The 18,875-nt window shown below is 64.7% G+C and carries 20 protein-coding genes; 5 read left to right on the top strand and 15 right to left on the bottom strand.

Annotated features, from left to right (window positions below):
- Positions 1 to 68: 68 nt before the first annotated feature.
- Entirely contained in the window at positions 69 to 881 is an 813-nt protein-coding gene (locus CKO27_RS03575; protein ID WP_200373506.1) for a CheR family methyltransferase, read from the bottom strand.
- Between the two features lie 198 nt (positions 882 to 1,079).
- Positions 1,080 to 2,003, bottom strand: a complete 924-nt coding sequence (locus CKO27_RS03570; protein WP_200373505.1) for a chemotaxis protein — start codon at positions 2,001 to 2,003, stop codon at positions 1,080 to 1,082.
- Between the two features lie 348 nt (positions 2,004 to 2,351).
- Between CKO27_RS03570 and flgA the strand changes: the two genes are divergently transcribed.
- The 5 genes from flgA to CKO27_RS03545 all read left to right on the top strand — a co-directional run bounded on the left by flgA (position 2,352) and on the right by CKO27_RS03545 (position 6,120).
- Positions 2,352 to 3,089: a flagellar basal body P-ring formation chaperone FlgA gene (gene flgA, locus CKO27_RS03565; protein ID WP_200373504.1), complete on the top strand. Its 738-nt coding sequence runs from the start codon at positions 2,352 to 2,354 to the stop codon at positions 3,087 to 3,089.
- A gap of 105 nt (positions 3,090 to 3,194) precedes the next feature.
- A complete protein-coding gene (gene flgM, locus CKO27_RS03560; RefSeq protein ID WP_200373503.1) occupies positions 3,195 to 3,500 on the top strand; it encodes a flagellar biosynthesis anti-sigma factor FlgM in 306 nt (101 codons plus the stop codon).
- 56 nt (positions 3,501 to 3,556) lie between these two features.
- Positions 3,557 to 4,033, top strand: a complete 477-nt coding sequence (locus CKO27_RS03555; RefSeq protein WP_200373502.1) for a flagella synthesis protein FlgN — start codon at positions 3,557 to 3,559, stop codon at positions 4,031 to 4,033.
- A gap of 225 nt (positions 4,034 to 4,258) precedes the next feature.
- A complete protein-coding gene (gene fliK, locus CKO27_RS03550; RefSeq protein WP_200373501.1) occupies positions 4,259 to 5,806 on the top strand; it encodes a flagellar hook-length control protein FliK in 1,548 nt (515 codons plus the stop codon).
- Positions 5,803 to 6,120: an EscU/YscU/HrcU family type III secretion system export apparatus switch protein gene (locus tag CKO27_RS03545; RefSeq protein WP_200373500.1), complete on the top strand. Its 318-nt coding sequence runs from the start codon at positions 5,803 to 5,805 to the stop codon at positions 6,118 to 6,120. Before fliK ends, CKO27_RS03545 begins: the two co-directional genes overlap by 4 nt.
- Before the next feature lie 10 nt (positions 6,121 to 6,130).
- Here CKO27_RS03545 and CKO27_RS03540 read toward each other — a convergent pair whose 3' ends face one another.
- From CKO27_RS03540 to flhA, 13 genes are all read right to left on the bottom strand, one after another.
- Entirely contained in the window at positions 6,131 to 6,592 is a 462-nt protein-coding gene (locus CKO27_RS03540; protein WP_420825812.1) for a DUF2802 domain-containing protein, read from the bottom strand.
- Positions 6,593 to 6,643: 51 nt separating this feature from the next.
- Positions 6,644 to 7,045 carry a hypothetical protein gene (locus CKO27_RS03535; RefSeq protein WP_200373499.1) on the bottom strand — a complete coding sequence of 134 codons (402 nt, stop codon included), beginning with the start codon at positions 7,043 to 7,045 and terminating at the stop codon, positions 6,644 to 6,646.
- An 80-nt stretch (positions 7,046 to 7,125) separates the two neighbouring features.
- Positions 7,126 to 7,608: a chemotaxis protein CheW gene (locus CKO27_RS03530; protein WP_200373498.1), complete on the bottom strand. Its 483-nt coding sequence runs from the start codon at positions 7,606 to 7,608 to the stop codon at positions 7,126 to 7,128.
- A 118-nt stretch (positions 7,609 to 7,726) separates the two neighbouring features.
- On the bottom strand, positions 7,727 to 8,644 hold the full coding sequence (motD, locus tag CKO27_RS03525; protein ID WP_200373581.1) for a flagellar motor protein MotD: 918 nt from the start codon (positions 8,642 to 8,644) through the stop codon (positions 7,727 to 7,729).
- 10 nt (positions 8,645 to 8,654) lie between these two features.
- Entirely contained in the window at positions 8,655 to 9,398 is a 744-nt protein-coding gene (locus tag CKO27_RS03520; protein WP_200373497.1) for a flagellar motor protein, read from the bottom strand.
- A gap of 1 nt (position 9,399) precedes the next feature.
- Positions 9,400 to 10,485, bottom strand: a complete 1,086-nt coding sequence (locus CKO27_RS03515) for a protein-glutamate methylesterase/protein-glutamine glutaminase (RefSeq protein WP_200373496.1) — start codon at positions 10,483 to 10,485, stop codon at positions 9,400 to 9,402.
- A 3-nt stretch (positions 10,486 to 10,488) separates the two neighbouring features.
- On the bottom strand, positions 10,489 to 12,582 hold the full coding sequence (locus CKO27_RS03510) for a chemotaxis protein CheA (RefSeq protein WP_200373495.1): 2,094 nt from the start codon (positions 12,580 to 12,582) through the stop codon (positions 10,489 to 10,491).
- A 25-nt stretch (positions 12,583 to 12,607) separates the two neighbouring features.
- Positions 12,608 to 13,375 carry a protein phosphatase CheZ gene (locus CKO27_RS03505; protein WP_200373494.1) on the bottom strand — a complete coding sequence of 256 codons (768 nt, stop codon included), beginning with the start codon at positions 13,373 to 13,375 and terminating at the stop codon, positions 12,608 to 12,610.
- Between the two features lie 156 nt (positions 13,376 to 13,531).
- Complete coding sequence (gene cheY / locus CKO27_RS03500; protein ID WP_200373493.1) at positions 13,532 to 13,912, bottom strand: chemotaxis response regulator CheY; 381 nt, start codon at positions 13,910 to 13,912, stop codon at positions 13,532 to 13,534.
- Positions 13,913 to 13,958: 46 nt separating this feature from the next.
- Positions 13,959 to 14,705 (bottom strand): RNA polymerase sigma factor FliA, encoded by a 747-nt coding sequence (locus CKO27_RS03495; protein WP_200373492.1) that lies wholly within the window; start codon positions 14,703 to 14,705, stop codon positions 13,959 to 13,961.
- Positions 14,705 to 15,532 carry a MinD/ParA family protein gene (locus CKO27_RS03490; protein ID WP_200373491.1) on the bottom strand — a complete coding sequence of 276 codons (828 nt, stop codon included), beginning with the start codon at positions 15,530 to 15,532 and terminating at the stop codon, positions 14,705 to 14,707. Before CKO27_RS03490 ends, CKO27_RS03495 begins: the two co-directional genes overlap by 1 nt.
- Entirely contained in the window at positions 15,519 to 16,742 is a 1,224-nt protein-coding gene (gene flhF / locus CKO27_RS03485; RefSeq protein WP_200373490.1) for a flagellar biosynthesis GTPase FlhF, read from the bottom strand. Before flhF ends, CKO27_RS03490 begins: the two co-directional genes overlap by 14 nt.
- 22 nt (positions 16,743 to 16,764) lie before the next feature.
- Positions 16,765 to 18,873 (bottom strand): flagellar biosynthesis protein FlhA, encoded by a 2,109-nt coding sequence (gene flhA, locus CKO27_RS03480; protein ID WP_200373489.1) that lies wholly within the window; start codon positions 18,871 to 18,873, stop codon positions 16,765 to 16,767.
- Positions 18,874 to 18,875 lie beyond the last annotated feature (2 nt).

The raw sequence follows: 18,875 nt of genomic DNA, 5'->3' as shown, positions 1-18,875 counted from the left end.
CGGGAAATGGATTCGAGGATCCGGCGGCAAGAAACCGGCGGGGAAGGATCCGAACGGCCGCCAGAACCTCAGCGGCGGCGCAGCATGCTGCCTTGAGGCACGCGGATCACCTCGAATGCGTCGGTGTAGGAGCCCACGGCCTCCGAGGCGCCGACGAAGAGATAGCCGCCTGGATCCATCTGTCGGGCGATCCCGTCAAAAATCCGTCGTTTGGTCTCGGCCGAGAAGTAGATCAGCACGTTGCGACAGAAGACGATGTCGAACTTGCCGAGCAAGGCATAGGAATCCATGAGGTTCAACTTCTGGAAACGAACCCGCTTTTGGATCTCGGGCTTGATCCGGTGGCCATTCTCGACCGACTCGAAGAATTTCTGACGGCGTTCGACGCTCAGGCCGCGCACGATGCTCAAGCCATCGTAGAGCCCGGCCTTGGCCTCGGACAGCACGGTTTCCGACAGGTCGGTCGCCATGATCGTGACCGGCGAGGACTTGGGCGGAAAGGAAGCCTCCCACTCGGCGGCCACCATGGCGATGCTGTAGGGCTCCTGGCCGCTCGAGCAGGCGGCGGACCAGATCCGGATCGGCTTTTTTTTGGCCTCCAGTTCGGGCAGTACCACCTGGCGAAGCATCTCGAAGGGATAGACATCACGGAACCAGGAGGTCTCGTTGGTCGTCATGGCATCGATGACGCGCGATTTCAGCGTCTGATTCGATGATTGACGCAAGGCCCTGAGCAATTCCTCGACCTTTTTGTAACCGAAGTCCTCAAGCAATCGCGACAAGCGGCTGGAGACGAGATACTGACGGTTCTCGCCCAGCACCAGGCCACAACATTCCGATAGAAATCGGGCGAACTCGGCATAGTCCCGCGCGTCAATCACGGCTGAATCCTGGGATCATCGCGCCAGTCATGGCGGCCTTTCGGATGGTATCGGGACGCGCGCGACAAAGGGCTGGGGCCGGTTTCCAAGGGTCCGCCCGACGGGCCATCACGTCCGTTCCCAAGATCGCGCATGCACGACATCCTTGTAGCTTGAGCCACGGAGCTAGAGGATGGGTTTCGCTGCGCTCTACCCATCCTACTCACGGTGCGCATGTTTGAGCACGGCCGCCGCCAGCTCGTCCGGATCGAATTTGGCCAGGAAATCATCGGCGCCCGCCCGTTTCACCATGTCGACGTTGAATTGCCCGCTCAGGGAGGAATGCAGAATCACCCGAAGGTTCTTGAGTTTGCCATGTTCGCGGATCCGGCGCGTCAGGGTATAGCCATCCATGCGCGGCATCTCGATGTCGGCGATCACCATCTCGATCGAGGAATCGACCATGTCCGCCTCGGCCAGCTCCTCCAGATACTCCAGCGCCGCCTTGCCGTCGGAACGGGTTTCGGTCCGAAAACCCAGCTCGACGATCGCCCGTTCGATCTGTTTGCGCGCGACCAGTGAGTCGTCGACGATCAGGATGCGACGGTCATGCGGGATCTCACCGGCCTGTTTCTGCACCTCCTCCGAGACGTCCGCCTTGAGCTGATTGACCTGGGCGAAAACGCGCTCGACGTCGATGATCTCCACCAGCCGGCCATCCACCTCGGTGACCGCCACCAGGTAGCTCTCCTGCTCCGTGCCCCGCGGGGGCGGCTTCACCGTCTCCCAGTTCACATTGACGATGCGGTCAACGGCGGAAACCCAGAAACCTTGAACGGACCGGTTGAATTCGGTCACGATCACCTTGGCGTCGTCTCCCTGATCGACCGTCAGCGAGGGAAAGCCGATCGCCAGCGCGAGATCGATCACCGAGACCGTGCGCCCGCGGATATTGGCGACGCCACAAACCACCGGGTTGGAACCCGGCAGATGTCTCAGCGTGGGCTTGGCGATCACCTCGCGGACCTTGAAGACATTGATGCCGAACATCTGCTGGGAGCCGAGATGGAACAAGAGCAGCTCCATACGGTTCTGCCCAACCAATCGGGTTCGTTGATCGACATCGTCAATAAACTGACTCATCTCAGCGTCTCCTGCTCGTATTTAGGTCATCGCCACGACACCGGCGCGGTTCCGAGGCACCAAGACGAAGCCCCACGGCGGAAACCTCGCTGGCCGAAACGGCGATCGCTGGGGCATCGCCGCAAGGTCAACACAAATCGGGCATCGATATCTTGACTGGATTGGCATTTCCAAGCTCCACATGGCGGCATGAACGAACCGCTCCGACCAGCCGCTCGTCCAGTCCAGCAAGTCTAGCAGCATGATAGCCCACCCCGATCATCGCGAGCGGCGACCTGGATCCCGAAATAGGGCTCGGCGCGCTTCATGCATGATAGACGCCAAGACAGTCAGGAGAGGATCCGGATCATGACCCCGAAGACAACGACGACAGGCACCGGCCTTGGGCGTGCGCGCTTCCTGCTCCCGTGGCTGTTACTGGCGCTCATGACGCGACCGGCGCTGGGATCCGAGCAGGAGCCGCTGGAACGCATCCTGGACGCGGCGCGCACCTTCCTGACCGCGACACTGAACTCCGGGGCGGAAGCGGAAACACGCATCGAGATCGGACAGTTGGACGCCCGACTCCGCCTGACGCGCTGCGCGCATCCGCCGACCGCCCAACTCGCCCCAGGGGCGCGCACGGACGGCAACACCACGATCAACGTCCGTTGCTCCCAGCCCGTGACCTGGTCCATCTTCGTCCCGGTGCGCATCGAGCGTTACACCCAGGTCGTGGTCCTGGAGCGGGCGCTCTCCGGTCGTCAGGTCATCCAAGCCGAGGATGTCCGACTGGAGCGCCAGGAAACATCGAACCTGACCAGTGGCTTTTTCACCGAAACAGGCTCGGTCGTCGGGCTCGCGTCCAAGCGTCGGCTACTCCCCGGCCAGGTGCTCACGAACGCCCATGTCGCCGCGCGCCAACTGGTCGAGCGGGGTCAGGAGGTGACGCTCTTCGTGGTGAAACCTGGGTTGACCGTCCGGATGAAGGGCGAGGCCCTGGAGGATGGCGCCGAGGGTCAGCGCATCCGGGTCCGCAACCGGTCATCGAAACGCATCGTCGAAGGCCATGTCGAGCCTTCCGGCGCGGTCCGCGTGGCCTTATGATGAAAGCCCGGTCAAACGGGGCGCCAAACCCTGAAAATGACCTACAGTTTTCCGCAAGGCAGCCGATATTCATAGGCAAACCCCCGTCGACCCTGGATCAAGCCCATGGATATCAAGACCCTGATTGGAAACACTCCCCGACCCGAGGGGACGGCCACGGCAACCAAACCGCGAGGTGCGCCCGCGACCGCGGATCAAACCTCGCTCAAGGTCACGGACGCTGTCGGTGAATCCCTGACCCTCACTGAAACGGCCAAGACCCTGAGCGCCGCGCGCGAGGCCGCCCAGGAGGCCCCCTTCGACAGCGCCCGCGTGGCCGGGATCAGAGCCGCCATTGCCGATGGGAGTTATTCGATCGACAACCAGCGCCTGGCCGACAGCCTGCTCCGTTCCGAAGGGATGCTGTCTTGAACGACCGGATGGCCGGCCCGACGCCTTGAATTCCAACCCATCGAGAGCCCTCGGCCATGGATCAGATCGCCCCCTTCGTCGCCTCCCTGGATAGCGCCATCGAGGACATGTCGCGGCTGGAGAGCGTGATGCTGGAGGAGACGCGGACGATCGAGTCCAGGGATGTCGACGGACTCCAGAGGGCGGTCGCCGAGAAACAGCGGCTCGTGACCCGGCTGGAGGCGGAAACCGCTCGACAGAAGGACTGGATCGAGGGCGCGCGGCTGAGCTTCACTCCCGAGGGGATCGAAGCATTCATTCAGGCATTCGACCAGGAGGATCGACTGGGGAGTCGCTGGTCGATGCTGCGCGAGCACATTCGTCGCTGCGACCAGCTCAATAGCGACAACGCCCGCTTGATCGAACGCGACCGACGCCGCATCGCCGCGACACTGCGTCTTCTGCGGGGAGAAGACAGCAGCGCGACGACCTACGACCCCCAGGGCCGGACCGCCGCGGGCGGCCAACGCGGACGGACCATCAGCCAGGCCTGACCCCGATGGCGAGCCAGACGATGGCACGCGGGCGACCTGAACGACTCGCGCGATCCTGATCGAGATCCACCACCACCGATTCCTGGACGGCCTGGCGCTCGCCGACCGGGGCCTTGGCCCGAGAATCGGCGCGAGGTCAAAAGACGCGGGCTCCAACGGCCTGTTGGAACTTCACCCTTGCTCCCATAAGCCGCGTGGCCCAGTCTTTCGCCCATGAGCGAGCCATTGACAGTCGCATTGCCCGGATCCGGCGCGACCGCCCTGTCGCCAGGCGGAACGCGCGAGATCGCCCCGACCAGTCTCGCCTTGCCGGGCAGGCTCCAGGTCGGGATGCGGCTCGAAGTCCTGCCCGGACGCCTGATCTCCCCGGAGTCGCTGGAGGCACGGCTGCGTCCACTCGAGGGCAACCTCGCCTGGTCGACCAGCGTTCGGGCTCAATTGACCACGCCCCTGCCCGCGAACGTCCTCCAGCCGCTCCTGTCCGGTCCCGGCGCGGGCCTTACATCCGCCCAGGCACCGCGCCTGCAAGCCGAAGTGGTCTCGATCAGTCCATCGCTGGTGCTGCGCATCGTCTCGCTCACGGACCCGTCGGCGCCTTCCCTGGCCCAGACGCCAGCGGCCGGATCTCGTGAATGGCTGGGGCAGCAGTTCCGACTCCACTGGCCGGAGTCCCGCTCCCTGACCAGCACCCTGACCGCCCTGACGAGCCGTCCAAACGACGGCGCCGAACCCGCCGAGGGCTTGTCCAGACTGGATCCGACGGTGAAGATTCAGGTCGAGCGGACGCTCACGGCCCTGGTTGGTCAACTCGCGACACCCAGGGATCTGACCAACCCAGAACGGCTCGCGGCCGCGATCGGCCGCTCCGGAATCTGGCTCGAGGCACGGATCGCGCAATCGGCGACCAGCCCCATGCCGGCGGCGGATTTGACCCTGGATCTGAAGGCCCAGTTACTCACCCTGGCGCATCGGATTCGTACCAGCCAGCCGGGCGAGGGCCTGCCCGCCAGAGCTTCGCCCAACACCACCAACCCGACACCCACCGAGACCGTCTCCGCGAATACTCGCCTGCTGCCCCTGGACGCGCCGGACCAGACCGCCAGCCGCCAGGAGCCGCATCGGATTCGTACCGGCGAGCCAGCCGAGAACCTGCCCACCAGAGCGTCGTCCAACACCACCAACCCTCCACCTGCCGAGACCGCCTCCGCGAATACTCGCCAGCCGCCCCTGGACGAGCCAGGCCGGACCACCAGCCGCCAGGAGCCACCACCGGAAACGGTTGATCCGAAATCCGCTCGGCCGCCCACTCAGGAGGTCGCGCGAGGCGCTGGCCTGGCGCGGGAAGTGGACGGCATGATCAAACAGGTGGTGACCCAGCAGTTGCAGACGCTGGACTCCACTCCGGGGCAGACCCACTGGGTTCTTGAGTTGCCGTTCAGGACAACCGCCGGACTCCTGGCACTCGAGGCCGATATCCGACGCGAGCAGACCGGCGAATCCTCCGAGGAAGACGCCTGGAGCATGCGGATCCGACTGGATCTGCCACGACTGGGTCCATTGAATATCCTGTTGAGCCTGCGCGCCGAGCGGCTGCACGCCAGCCTCCAGGCCGGGGAGCCAGCCAGCGCCGAGCGGATCCGGCGGCATCTGGATGAACTACGGACACAATTGGAGGCCAGGGAGATCGAGGTCGCCAGCCTGCATGCCGGCTACCGCCCGGCGGAGCGGCCCGAGCCACCCTTCCAATCGCCGTTGCTGAGGGAACAGGCATGAACGGACCGCCGAATCGTCCCAAGGCCCATAAGGCCGTCGCGATCTCCTGGGATCGGGAGCACGCCCCTCGGATCACGGCCTCCGGCACCGGCTCTACGGCCGAACAAATCCTCGCCCTCGCCGAGGAAAACGGGATTCCAATGCGCCAGGATCCACTGCTGGTGGAGGCCCTGGCGCAAATCCCGATCGGCGACGAGATCCCGCGCGCACTCTATGTCGCGGTCGCCGAGGTACTGGCCTTCGTCTTCATGCTGGAAGGGATCGATCCCCGGCCCCAGACCTTGATACCGGCCGAGCGGCCTGGTAGCGATTGAGGCGGGCCGTTCACGGGGGAGGCCGTGCGTCCCGCGCCGCGCGCGCACCGTGGAGACTGAAGAGCAAGTCCACCTCCGACGGTGTCAGGGCGCACAATTTGCGCACTTCATCCCGACCGCGGCCGTGACGGATGAGTTCGATGGCCTGACCGTAGAGCCCCTCGTCGACATCACGCAAGCGCAGCTCGCTTTGCTGATCGCTGAGTCGGTCAAGCGTGCGCCTGACCCTCGACTGGTGCTGATCGTGACTGATGACGTCCTCCGCGATGACCTTCATGGCGCCATGCAGCGCCAGCATCGAGTTGCTCAGGCGTTGATGGTCGCGCCGCGCCTCGCTGACCTGGACCTTGAGAACACGGATCCGCAGCCGCGCCTGAACAGCCAGGAGCAGGGCGAGCAGGGCGATCAGGGCCGCTCCACCCGCCAGCCAGACAGGGTCGATACTCGCGGACCAGTCCATGAAGTCGATCACGAACGGCGTACTCGATTCGTGGCACGCCCTGTACCGGTTTCCGAACATCCATTAGGCATAGTCGTCGATGAGGCCCTTGCGTCGAGCGATGGGTTCGGGCGCCGCTGTCGACTCCGGAGTCCGCTGGTCGGTGGCCAGCGTCACCAGCGCGCGCCGATCCTCCGTGCGCCGATCGCTCTCGCGGCGATCCCGCTGTCTGCGCTCGAACGAGCGACGATCCTCTCTCGGACGGTTGTCCTGGCGTCGATCATCGGAGCGACGTTCGCTCAAGCGGCGCTCGGATTCCCGGCGCCAGAATCCGCGGCGCTCGACCGATCGGCGCTCGCGCTGGTCGGTCTTCCTGCGCAGAACCCAGGTACGCTGCCGCTCAAGGTGACGGTCCTGATCATCGCCCAAGCCACGCGATGGTGTCTGAGCCCGCACCGGACTCAAGGGTTTGATGGGCTCGCTCATGCAAGACTCCCGGACATCCCCGATCCCAATCACCGCTTGAAGGATGTCGCCTGATTATGACCCTGGGCTCCGCGCCCGCCTCAAAGATCCCGAATGGTCGCCCACTCGTCATCGGAGAGCAGCCGGTTGAGGTCGATCAGAATGGTCAGCCCCTCGTCCGTGCTGGTGACTCCAAGGATGAATCGGCTGGTCTGATCATTGCCGACCGCCGGCGCGGGCTCGACCGAGGCTGGTGGAATCTGGACCACCTCGGCCACCGAGTCGACCATGATGCCGATGTTCTGATTGCCCACGTCGATGATCACGATCCTGGAGGCGTCGTCCGGCTCGCGCACCGGCAGCAGCATGCGCCGCCGTGCGTCGATCACGGTCACCACGTCGCCGCGCAGATTGATGATGCCGAGGATGTAGTCGGGCACTCCGGGCACCGGGGCGATCTCGGTCAGCTTCAGGACTTCCTGGACCTGGAGGACATCGATGGCATAGGTCTCGTCCGCCAGGCTGAAGGTCACATAGGCCGAGGAAGTCCCCTGGTGGCTCGTTTGAGAATCTGATGCGGTCATGGCTTACTCACGTTTCGTTGATGAAACCCTGGCATTTATGCGGCAACGGTCTTGATCCGACCATCCGGCCGATCCGAGGACTCGTCCGGTTCAGACGCGGCTCGCCTCGGTAAGGCGACTATTGGACCCGTCCAATCCCGGCTTCCAGATCGGACCTCAACCGCTCCGGTTCGATCTTTTCTCCCGACCGCGAGGCCAGATTCGGCAGCACGATCACGGCCACGCGCCGGTTGCGCGCCCGACCGGCCTCGGTCAGATTATCCGCCGTCGGCTGGAACTCCCCGTAGCCGATCGCGACCATGCGCTCCGGATCCACGCCGGTACGCGCGAAGAGGTTGACCACGGTCGCGGCCCGTCCCGAGGACAGTTCCCAGTTGGACGGATAGATGGTGTTGCTGATCGGCAGATTGTCCGTATGCCCCTCGACATGGATACGCACGTCACGCTTGCCGAGGAGTAGGGCCACCTCCGCCAGCATCGGACGCGCCGCCGGCTCGATCGTCGCGGAGCCGCTCGAGAACAGCAGACTCGTATTAATGGCGAGTTCGAGCCAGTAGGATTGAGGCTTGACCTGGATGTCGCCCTCCTCGATCAGCGACGCCATCGCGGTCTCCAGCTCCGCCGACATCTCCCGGATCTCGTTGCGAACATGCTCGCGCTCGCCCTCGGTCGCCGAACCGAGCATGGACTCGACCGCCACATCGGTGGGCGAGAAGGTCTCGACCAGGTTTTCCTGGACCTCGCCCGCCGTGGCGCCGCCACTCTGGATCTCCACGGGCGCGAGCGAGCGACGGACATCATCGCTCATCAGATTCAACTCCAGGCTCGGCTCGCCGATCTGGATCGGTTCGACCGGCACCTGCGAGCCGAACGCCTCGGTCAGGGAATTGGACAGGACGCGGTATTTGCCCACGTCCACCACCGAGACGGCGTACATGACCACGAAAAAGGCCATGAGCAAGGTGACCAGATCCCCGTAGGGAATGGCCCAGGCTTCGTGATTGCCGTGCTCCTCGTGCCGCTTGCGCCGCGCCATGGTCCCTTGCTCACCCTTGGATGAAGCCACTGAGCTTGTTTTCGATATTGCGGGGATTCTCGCCCTCGGCAATCGAGATCAGCCCCTCCAGCAGCATCGTCTGATAACTCACCCGCGCCTGAACGACCCCCTTCAACTTGTTCGCGACCGGCAGAAAGAACAGATTGGCCAGGGCCACGCCATAGATGGTCGCGACGAAGGCCGCGGCGATCCCATGGCCGAGCTTGGCGGGATCGGCCAGATTCTGCATCACCGCCATCAGGCCCATGACGGCGCCGATGATGCCGAGCGTGGGCGAATAGATTCCCATGCTCTCGAAGACCTTGGCCCCCTGGACATCGAAGGCCTCGCGATTGTCGAGATCGGCCTCCAGGATCTGACGCAGGGCCTGCGGCTCGGCGCCGTCGACCAGGAGTTGGAGACCCTTGCGCACGAAGGGATCCGGTTCCTCCTCGGACAGGGTCTCCAGGCCCAGCAGCCCTTCCTTGCGCGACAGGTGCGACCATTCCACGATGTGCTTGATCATCTCTTGCGTGTCCAGGCGAGGCGGCATGAACACCCAGGGAAACATCTTGAAGGCGTGCAGAAAGACCTGGGTACGCGCCTGCACCAGCGTCGCGCCGAGTGTACCGACCACGACGATGAGAAACGCGGCGAGATTCCACAGCGCATCCAGCGAACTTCCCTTGGCGACGGCTCCACCCAAGATGGCTACGAGACCCAGCAGGATCCCGACCATGCTCAGGATGTCCATGTCAACAGAATCCCTTGACCAAGGCCGGCCCAAACTCTTTCAGCGGCAGGACATGATCCACGATGCCAGCCTCGATCACCGCCGCCGGCATCCCGAACACGACCGAGCTGGCCGCGTCCTGCGCCCAGATAGACGCTCCCTGTCCCTTCAGCGCCCGCGCGCCCTCGCGCCCATCCGCGCCCATGCCCGTGAGGACCACCGCGAGCACCTGCGACCTCAAGGCGGTGACCGCGGATGTGAAGGTGATGTCGACACTCGGCTTGTAGATGGTTCCGGGGGGACTGTCCTCGATACGGATCCGGGTCTGGGCACCGCCCTCCAGGATCAGTTGTAAACCGCCCGGCGCCAGCAGCGCGAGACCGGGCCTGAGGACATCGCCCGTGGCGGCCTCCTTGACGTCGATCTGGCAGAGATTGTTCAGACGCTCCGCGAAGGCCGGCGTGAAGCTGGCCGGCATGTGCTGCACCAGGATGATCGGGAGCGGAAAACTCTTGGGCAGAACCTTGAGCACCTCCTGCAAGGCTACCGGGCCGCCGGTGGACGTGCCGATCAGGACGGCCCGCAGGCCATGCAGGGATGTCACGCCCGGCGCGGTCCTCGGGACGAAGTGCGAACGCGCCGGCGCCGGGCTCGGCTCGGCCAGCGGGGTCGGCCGGTCGCGATGATCGGCCTGACCCGGACGCATCGCGCGCGAGCGCCCGAGCGCCCGCACCCGGCGACGCAGCAGGATCTTCGCGGCATCCTCGTCCTTGGCCATCTCGCTGAAACGCTTGGGGAGGAAATCCATCGCGCCCGCGTCCAGGGCATCCAGGGTCGCCTTGGCCCCCTCGGTCGTGAGGGTCGAGAACATGAGAATCGGCCGCGGCGACTCCGCCATGATGCGCCGCGCCGCCGTGATACCGTCCATCACCGGCATCTCGATATCCATGGTCACCACGTCCGGATTCAGACGCTTGACGACCTCGATGGCCTCCTGCCCATTCGCCGCGGTTCCGACCACCTCGATACCGATGTCCGCGTTGAGAATCTCGACGATCCGGCGACGGAAGAATCCGGAGTCATCGACGACGACGACGCGCAAGGCCATCGCTCAGTCTCCCGCTTCCGCCAGCATCGGCTGGACCCGCGAGGCCCGACCGCCATATCCCGGCTGACCCATGAGCTTGACCAGGACCGGGATATCGATGATCAGGGCGATGCCGCCATCCCCCGTGATGGTCGCGCCCGCCAGACCGGGGACGCCGTGCAGCCCCTTGCCAAGCGGCTTGATGACGACCTCCTCCTGACCGACCAGGCCGTCCACGACCAGACCGATCTTGCGTTGGGCGACGTTCACCACGACCACGTGCGTATCCGCCTTGGGCTCGACCAGCCGATAGGGATGCAGCCAGCGAGAGGCGTAATAGAGCGGCAGGGCATGGCTGCGAACCATGATCGCCTCCTGGTCGTCGACGAAGTGGGTTCGCGTCAGATCCAGGTCCAGGATCTCCGAGACCGAGGCCAATGGTATGGCGAAGCGCCGACCATCCAGGATGACCATGAGCGCCGGCAGAATGGCGAGCGTCAAGGGCAGCTTGACGTGCAGCCTGGTGCCCTGACCGAGCTTGGAATCGATCTCGATGGTGCCGTTGAGCTGGGCGATGCGGGTCTTGACCACGTCCATGCCGACACCACGGCCGGAAACGTCCGAGATCTCTTCCTTGGTGGACAACCCCGCCATGAAAATGAGGTCGAAACACTCGCGCTGAGTCAGGCGCTCGGCCATCGCGGGTTCCATGAGCCCCTTCTCGACGGCCTTGGCCCGCAGCTTCTCGGGATCCATGCCGCGCCCGTCATCCTGGATCAGCAACGAGATGTGATCGCCCTCCTGGGCAGCCCCCAGCACCACGGTTCCCTTGCGGGGCTTGCCGGCGGCCTCCCGGACGTCCGGCATCTCGATCCCGTGATCGACCGCGTTGCGGATCAGATGGACCAGTGGATCGGCCAGGGCCTCGACCAGGTTCTTGTCCAGGTCGGTCTCCTCGCCGAAGGTCTCGAGATCGATTTCCTTGCCGAGATTGCGCGCCAGATCCCGCACCACGCGCGGAAAACGGCTGAACACCTTCTTGACCGGCTGCATGCGGGTCTTCATGACCGCCGTCTGCAGATCCGAGGTCACCAGCGCCAGCGAGCTGATCGCCTTGCCGACCTCCTCGTCCTCGGTGCGCGTGCGCAGCATGCTCAGACGATTGCGCACCAGCACCAGCTCGCCGACCAGATTCATGATCTCGTCGAGCCGCTGGGTGTCGACCCGCACCGAGGTCTCTCCGGCGGGTGGACGCTGGTTCTTGGACGACTCGGCTGGAACGGCCGCCATCGCGAACGGATCGGCGGACCCGCCGACGGCCGGATCACTGGTTCTGGGCGCGGCCTGACTCGACCTGGGGGGCGCGGCCGGCACGGGCTCGACCGGCGCCGGGATACCGCCCTGCCCGTGCAGTTGATCGAGCAGCGACTCGAACTCATCGTCGGAGATCAGACCGCCCGCGGCGACGGGTTCGGACTGGGGTTCGGACTGGGGCGCCGGAGCCGGCTCCGAAGCGGAGTTGGCTAAAACCGGCTCCACTCTGGCCTGGCCGGACATGGCGTTGAGCAACGCCTCGAACTCCGCCTCGGTAATCTCATCCGCGGAGGCTTTGGATCCCGGCTCGCTCGCCGCGCGCGGCTCGGGCGACGGCGCCACGCTGACCGCGGCCACCGGTGCTGGAACGGGCTTTGGAATCGGCGCCACCACCGAGGCGAGCGCCTCGGCGGTTTCGGGCACGGCCAGACCCGCCAGATCCGCGATCAGGCTGTCGGGCGCCGGCTCGGGCTCGCGGCCGGACTTGAGATCACCGAACATGACGTTGAGCACGTCCAGGACACGCAGCACGACATCCATCAGGATGGGGTCGATACGACGCTGGCCATTGCGCAGCAGATTGAAGACGTCCTCGGCATGGTGACAGACCAGAACCAGGGCGTTGAGATTGAGAAAGCCCGCGCCACCCTTGATGGTATGGAAACTGCGGAAGACCGCGTTCAGTAGATTGCGATCCTCGGGATTCTGCTCCAGATCGATCAATTGCTCGTTGAGAGCCTCGAGCAGTTCACCAGCCTCGACCAGGAAGTCCTGGAGGATCTCGTCATTCGGATCGATTGCCATGCTTGATCACCCTGATGTCGAGGGGCTAGAAGCCCAGGCTGGAGAGCAGCGCATCCACGTCGTCCTGTCCACTGACGACATCCGCGACCACGTCCTGCGTATTGGGCACGATGGGACCGTGCCCCTTGGTATCCGGCGCCTCCAACTCCTCGGCCACGGCCGGCTTGCCGGCCTTGACCGGTTCCATCCTGGCGCTCGACAGACGAATGAGACCGACCAGATTCTCCTCGACCTCCTGCACCAGACGGATCACCCGGCGAATGATCTGGCCAGTGAGATCCTGATAGTCCTGGGCCATGAGGATCTCGGACATCGTTGAGCGCAGATGCTCGGTCTCCTGGGCGCTCACCGCCAGGAAGTCGTCCATCTCGCGCGCCAGCTCGCGAAATTCATCCACGGAGAGTTCGCGACTGCGGAATCGACCCCATTGTTCGGCCAACTGAAGCGATCGGGTGTGGAGCGATTCCGCGATGGGCATCGACTCATCGAGCGCATTGAGCGTGCGATGGGTCGCCTGCTCGGTCATGGAGACGACGTAGTTGAGACGCTCCTTGGCGTCGGGGATCTCGTCGCGGGTCAATTCGACCAGGCGGGAGTCGCCGCGGAAGCTGTTCAGGGCCTCGTGCAGGTCGCGCGTCAGCTTTCCAAGCTCATCGAAAAGCTCGCGCTCGTAAGGTAAACGCAACTGGCGGATGACCTCGTCGACGCCAGCCGAATTCCCGTCCTCCAGCTGCTGGACCAATTGACGCGCCAAGTCCAACTGGGCCGCCATGCGTGCTTCATCATTATCCATCGATCATTCCCGGGCGAACCGTTTGATGATCCTGGGTCCGCGAGGACCAGGCTGTCTGTGAATGCCCTCTCGCGCCGATCATGGAAACCGACGCCAGCCCCTCCGACGCCGCCGACAACCGATCCGCCGGGGTCTCCGGTAAGCGCCTGACGAGGCTCATCCCTGTGCGTCGATGCGCTCGAAGATCTTGTCGATCTTCTCCTTGAGGGTCTCGGCGGTGAAGGGCTTGACGATGTAGCCGTTGACCCCGGCCTGCGCCGCCTCGACGATCTGGTCGCGCTTGGCCTCGGCGGTGACCATGAGCACCGGAAGCGACTTGAGCATGGGGTCGGCGCGCACCGCCTTGAGCAGCGCGATGCCTTCCATGTTCGGCATGTTCCAGTCCGTCACCAGGAAGTCGAAGCCCCCATTCTTCAGCATGGGCAGGGCCGTGCTGCCGTCGTCCGCCTCCATGGTGTTGTTGAAACCCAACTCGCGGAGCAGGTTCTTGATGATGCGCCTCATGGTGGAGAAATCGTCCACGATGAGTATTTTCATGCCTTTGTCCACGCAAAACTCCCAATGGCATCTGTCGGGTTGAAGATCATGAGCCGGATTCCTCTCGGATCCACTCGCTCAAACGGCCTCGCAAGCGATGCAGGGCCTGGCTGCGAATCTGGCTCACACGCGATTCGGTGATGTCCATGACGGCACCGATCTCTCGAAGGTTGAGCTCTTCATCATAATAAAGCGAAAGCACCAGCCGCTCACGCTCGGGAAGACTGCCCAGCGCCTCGGCCAGTGCCTTTCTGAATTGGTCCGTTTCGATCTGCTCGCCCGGCGTCGCGCCGCTTCCCGGCAGCCGACGGTCGGTATCCGCATCCTCGCCGAACAGGTCGTCCAGGCCAAGAACCTGGGAGCTCGACGTATCCAGCAGCATGCCATGATACTCATCCAGCGAGACCTGCAGCTCATCGGCGATTTCGCGATCGCTCGCCGCCCGGCCCTCGCGCGACTCGATCCGGTGGATCGCCGCCGAGATCCGGCGCGTATTGCGATGGACCGAGCGGGGCGTCCAGTCGGCGCGCCGCAATTCGTCGATCATGGCGCCGCGGATGCGGATGCCGGCATAGGTCGCGAAGGTGGCCCCCTGCCCCGGCTGATACTGGCGCGAGGACTCGATCAAACCGACCATGCCCGATTGCACCAGATCCTCCACCTGCACCGAGGCCGGCAGGCGTGCCGCCATATGATGGGCAATCCGGCGAACCAGGTCGATATGATCCGACACCAGTCGCGCCGATTGGTCGGCGGCGCCCGCGTAAGCCATCCGGGAGCGGTTGGCCGTCATCACGCACGCTGCAGCATGCGTTCGACGAAAAAGCCGATACCGCCCATGTCGGGATCGACGCCCCTCCAGCGATCCGTTTGCCGCGCCAGCTCGATGAAGGCACGCCCCGAGGGGCTGCCCGGAAAGAGACTGACCACGGGCTGACGCTTCTGGACCGCCGTGCGCAATTTATCGTCCATCGGGATCAGGGCGGCCGTCTCCAGCACCACGTCCGGCAGATAGTGGGTGCACACCGACGTCAGCTTCTGCATCAGGCGCCGGCCCGAGTCGGGATCGCGCAGCATATTGCAGATCACCCGAAAACGCCGCAGTCCGTGCTCCTGATGCAGCACCTTGATCAGCGCATAGGCGTCGGTCAGGGAGGCCGGCTCGTCGCACACCACCACGAAGACATTCTGCACCGCCTTGCAGAAGCTGGTGACCGAATCCTGAACGCCGGCCGCGGTATCCACGATCAGCACGTCCAGCGGTTTGTCATAACTGCTGAAGGCCCGCACCAGCCCCAGGTGCTCGGCCGGGGTCAGATTGGCCATGGAACCGATACCGGACGCCGAGGGCACCAGCAGGAGCCCGTCCGGGCCTTCCAGCAGGATATCCTCCAGGCGATCCACGCGCCCCGCCACCAGATCGTGCAGGGTCAGCGTCGGCCGAAGCCCAAGCATCAGATCCGCGTTCGCGAGCCCCAGGTCGGCATCGAAGAGCATCACGCTACGTCCCAGCCGGGCCAGGGCCACGGAGAGATTGATGGCGACATTGGTCTTACCGACCCCGCCCTTGCCACTGGCGATGGCGATGCTCAGAAGCGGCCGACTCCTAGTAGGCTGCATGGACGGGTTTCCTGAAAGGGATCACGGACTCGAGAACCATACTCTCACGCGCCGGCCGAGTCTGTGAGGTAACCGGCACTCTGGCTACTGGCTCGTCCTGGACGCGACTGGTCCGGATTTCGGTCGTGGGCCGCTCGCGGCTGGGGGATTCGCGTAACGCGAGGCGTGTCAGATAGAGGGTGTCGGCCTTATGGAAGTCCTCGTCGATGCGCTGACCGTCGCTATGAAAGACCAGACCGAGACGCTGCTCCAGGAGAACCGACAGGGTCTCGCCCAATTGCTCGGCCTCGTCCACCTTGGTCAGCACCAGGGCCGCGGGCTCGCACCCCTGGAAGGCTTGCAGAGCCTGGCGCAACACCATCGCCTGATGGGTCGCCGGGAGCACCAGCCAGGTCTCCAGATCGATCTGATGGCGTACCTGGGCGAAGAGTTTGCGCTCGGCCGCGTCGCGTGACGCCTGGCCCTCGGTGTCGATCAGGATCAGGTGGCCGCGGCCCGCGCGTTTGGCCAGGCCGATCAGATCGCGCTCGCTGTCGAGCTGCATGACCGGGATCCCCGCCATCTGACCGAACGCCTGAAGCTGCTTGTAGGCGCCGATGCGCTGCCGGTCGAGGGTCACCAGGCTCACCGACTCCGGACCCATGCGGCGGATCTGACGCAGGGCGATACGGCTCAGGGTGGTGGTCTTGCCCACCCCGGTGGGACCGACCAGAGCCAGCATCCCGCCCTGCTCCAGCACGTTCGGCTGGTAGGTCGCGATCGAGGCCGAGAGACGCGCGCGCAGCCGGTTCCAAGCCTCCTCGGCCGGAGTGCTTTCCTGGACGCCACCGGCGAGCGAGCGGGCCAGCTTCTCGCCGAAACCGCATTGGACGAGACGCTCGGTGAGTTGCGCCGCCAGTGGATGGCGCGAGGTCCACTGGTCGCGCTCGCTCAACACCTGCTGGCGCACGAGCAGCGAGCGCAGGTCGCACAATTCGCGGCGCATGGCGGCCAATTCGGGATCCACCGGAATGGAGAGCGCCGGCTGATTGGCGGCGGTGCCACCACCCGTGGCGGCATGGGTCTCGGACGCGGATCCGGTCGCGGCGACGACCTCGAGCATCCCATCGACCCGGCGACTGGACAGGATCACCGCGTCCGGTCCCTGATGCTCGCGTACCTGCCGCATGGCCTCGCGCATGTCGCGTACCTGATAGCGCCGTACATTCATCGCCCTACTCCTCGTTGCTCGATCAAGCCCGCGCCTGTGCGGTATCACCCTTGCCCACGGTGGCCACGACCCGGATGCGCCGATTGTCCGGGATCTCGGTAAAGGCGAGCACCGTCAGGTTACGGACCGCTCCCCTCAACCAGCTCGCGATCCAGGACCGGATCTCCGGAGCCACCACCAGGACCGCCGGGGCGCCCTCGGATTCCTGCCGCCGGGCGGCGTCGGTCACCGTGCGCTGGACCCGCTCCGCCAGGCCGGGCTCGATACCGATGGTTTCGCCCTGACTGCCTTGCAGTGACTTATGCAAAAGTTGCTCCAGTGACGGATCCAGGGCGATGAGCGGCAGCTCGTCATCCGGACCCACCAGATCCTGCACGATCGAGCGAGCCAGGGCGATCCGTACCGAGGCGGTCAGGGTGGCGGGATCCTGACTCTTTGGGGCGCGTTCCGCCAAGATTTCGGCGATCGTGCGCAGATCCCGGATCGAGACCTGCTCCGCCAGCAGGTTCTGGAGCACCTTGAGCACGATGCCGAGCGAGATCGACTTGGACGAGAGCAGATTCTCGACCAGCTTGGGCGAACGTCGCGAAAGCTGGTCGAGCAGGTGCTGAACCTCCTCGTGTCCGATCAGCCGATGGGCGTTCTCGCGAAAGATCTGCGAGAGATGGGTGGCGATCACGGTCGCGGCATCCACCACCGTATAGCCGGCCGCCTGAGCCGAGTCGCGATTGGCCGGGTCGATCCAGAGCGCGTCCAGATTGAAGGTGGGATCCTTGGTCGGGGTGCCCTCCACGGTCCCGAACACCTGTCCGGGATTGATCGCCAGATCCCGATCCGGAAAGACCTCGGCCTCGGCGGCGGTCACGCCCAGCAGGGCGATGCGGTAATGATTCGGCCCCAGTTCCAGATTGTCGCGGATATGCACCGGCTGGATCAGAAAGCCGAACTCCTGCGAGAGCTTGCGTCGGATGCCCTTGATGCGTGGCATGAGCTGGCCGTCCTGGGTGCGGTCGACCAGCGGGATCAGCCGGTAACCAACCTCAAGCGAGACCAGATCCACCGGAGGCACATCCTCCCAGGAGAGATCCCGATCCTCCGGCGCCGGCAGCTCCAACCCATCGGGCAGTCGTTCCAGGACATCCGGGCTGGGCGCGGGTGGTTTACGCCCGATCGAATAGCCGGCGCCAAGGAGCATGGAGGAGAGACCGAGGAACACCAGATTGGGCATCCCCGGTATCAGGCCCAGGATACCGATGACGCCACCCGCGATGTAGAGCACGCGCGGATTGGAAAACATCTGCGCGAAGACCTGCGTCCCCATGTCCTGGGAGGTCGTGGTGCGGGTGACGATGATGGCGGTCGCGGACGAGAGGAGCAGCGCCGGCAGCTGAGCGACCAGTCCGTCGCCGATGCTCAGCAGGACATAGACATCGGCGGCATCGGCGAAGGTCATGCCGTGCTGGGTGGTTCCGATGATGATGCCGCCCAGGATATTGATGAAGAGGATGAGAATGCCGGCGACCGCGTCACCACGCACGAACTTGCTGGCGCCATCCATGGAGCCGTAGAAGTCCGCCTCCTGGGCCACGTCCTCGCGCCGCTTGCGGGCCTCTTCCTGGGAGATCAGGCCCGCGTTCAGATCGGCGTCGATCGCCATCTGCTTGCCGGGCATGGCGTCCAGGGTGAAGCGCGCGCTCACCTCCGACACCCGGCCCGCGCCCTTGGTGACCACCACGAAGTTGATGATGACCAGGATGGTGAAGACCACCAGACCGATGGCGAAATTACCCCCGAGGACGAATTCGCCGAAGGCCTCGATCACCTGACCGGCCGCCTCTGTTCCGTCGCCGCCGTGGAGCAGGATCACCCGGGTCGAGGCCACGTTCAGCGCCAGACGCAGCAGGGTCGCCAGCAGGATCACGGTTGGAAAAGCGGCGAAATCGACCGGCCGTGGCGTATAGACGGCCACCATGACCACGATCAGCGACAGGGCGATATTGAAGGTGAAGAGGAGGTCGAGCACGAAGGGCGGCAGCGGCAGCACCAGCATCGCCAGCAAGGCCACCAACACCACGGGCGTGACGAGCCCCATTCGGCCGATTCCGGCCAAACGCTCCGAGAGACTGGCCATCG

This window comes from Thiocystis violacea, from assembly GCF_016583575.1.
GTDB lineage: Bacteria > Pseudomonadota > Gammaproteobacteria > Chromatiales > Chromatiaceae > Thiocystis > Thiocystis violacea.
Note: the sequence above shows the minus strand (reverse complement) of the source record. Positions and strands in the feature narration are given on the sequence as shown.

What these genes read in the sequence shown, in the direction of transcription:
- CKO27_RS03570 (WP_200373505.1), bottom strand. Translation starts at nt 2,003, where the DNA reads ATGAGTCAGTTTATTGACGATGTCGATCAACGAACCCGATTGGTTGGG.
- flgA (WP_200373504.1), top strand. Translation starts at nt 2,352, where the DNA reads ATGACCCCGAAGACAACGACGACAGGCACCGGCCTTGGGCGTGCGCGC.
- flgM (WP_200373503.1), top strand. Translation starts at nt 3,195, where the DNA reads ATGGATATCAAGACCCTGATTGGAAACACTCCCCGACCCGAGGGGACG.
- CKO27_RS03555 (WP_200373502.1), top strand. Translation starts at nt 3,557, where the DNA reads ATGGATCAGATCGCCCCCTTCGTCGCCTCCCTGGATAGCGCCATCGAG.
- CKO27_RS03545 (WP_200373500.1), top strand. Translation starts at nt 5,803, where the DNA reads ATGAACGGACCGCCGAATCGTCCCAAGGCCCATAAGGCCGTCGCGATC.
- CKO27_RS03535 (WP_200373499.1), bottom strand. Translation starts at nt 7,045, where the DNA reads ATGAGCGAGCCCATCAAACCCTTGAGTCCGGTGCGGGCTCAGACACCA.
- CKO27_RS03530 (WP_200373498.1), bottom strand. Translation starts at nt 7,608, where the DNA reads ATGACCGCATCAGATTCTCAAACGAGCCACCAGGGGACTTCCTCGGCC.
- motD (WP_200373581.1), bottom strand. Translation starts at nt 8,644, where the DNA reads ATGGCGCGGCGCAAGCGGCACGAGGAGCACGGCAATCACGAAGCCTGG.
- CKO27_RS03520 (WP_200373497.1), bottom strand. Translation starts at nt 9,398, where the DNA reads ATGGACATCCTGAGCATGGTCGGGATCCTGCTGGGTCTCGTAGCCATC.
- CKO27_RS03515 (WP_200373496.1), bottom strand. Translation starts at nt 10,485, where the DNA reads ATGGCCTTGCGCGTCGTCGTCGTCGATGACTCCGGATTCTTCCGTCGC.
- CKO27_RS03510 (WP_200373495.1), bottom strand. Translation starts at nt 12,582, where the DNA reads ATGGCAATCGATCCGAATGACGAGATCCTCCAGGACTTCCTGGTCGAG.
- CKO27_RS03505 (WP_200373494.1), bottom strand. Translation starts at nt 13,375, where the DNA reads ATGGATAATGATGAAGCACGCATGGCGGCCCAGTTGGACTTGGCGCGT.
- cheY (WP_200373493.1), bottom strand. Translation starts at nt 13,912, where the DNA reads ATGAAAATACTCATCGTGGACGATTTCTCCACCATGAGGCGCATCATC.
- CKO27_RS03495 (WP_200373492.1), bottom strand. Translation starts at nt 14,705, where the DNA reads ATGACGGCCAACCGCTCCCGGATGGCTTACGCGGGCGCCGCCGACCAA.
- CKO27_RS03490 (WP_200373491.1), bottom strand. Translation starts at nt 15,532, where the DNA reads ATGCAGCCTACTAGGAGTCGGCCGCTTCTGAGCATCGCCATCGCCAGT.
- flhF (WP_200373490.1), bottom strand. Translation starts at nt 16,742, where the DNA reads ATGAATGTACGGCGCTATCAGGTACGCGACATGCGCGAGGCCATGCGG.
- flhA (WP_200373489.1), bottom strand. Translation starts at nt 18,873, where the DNA reads ATGGCCAGTCTCTCGGAGCGTTTGGCCGGAATCGGCCGAATGGGGCTC.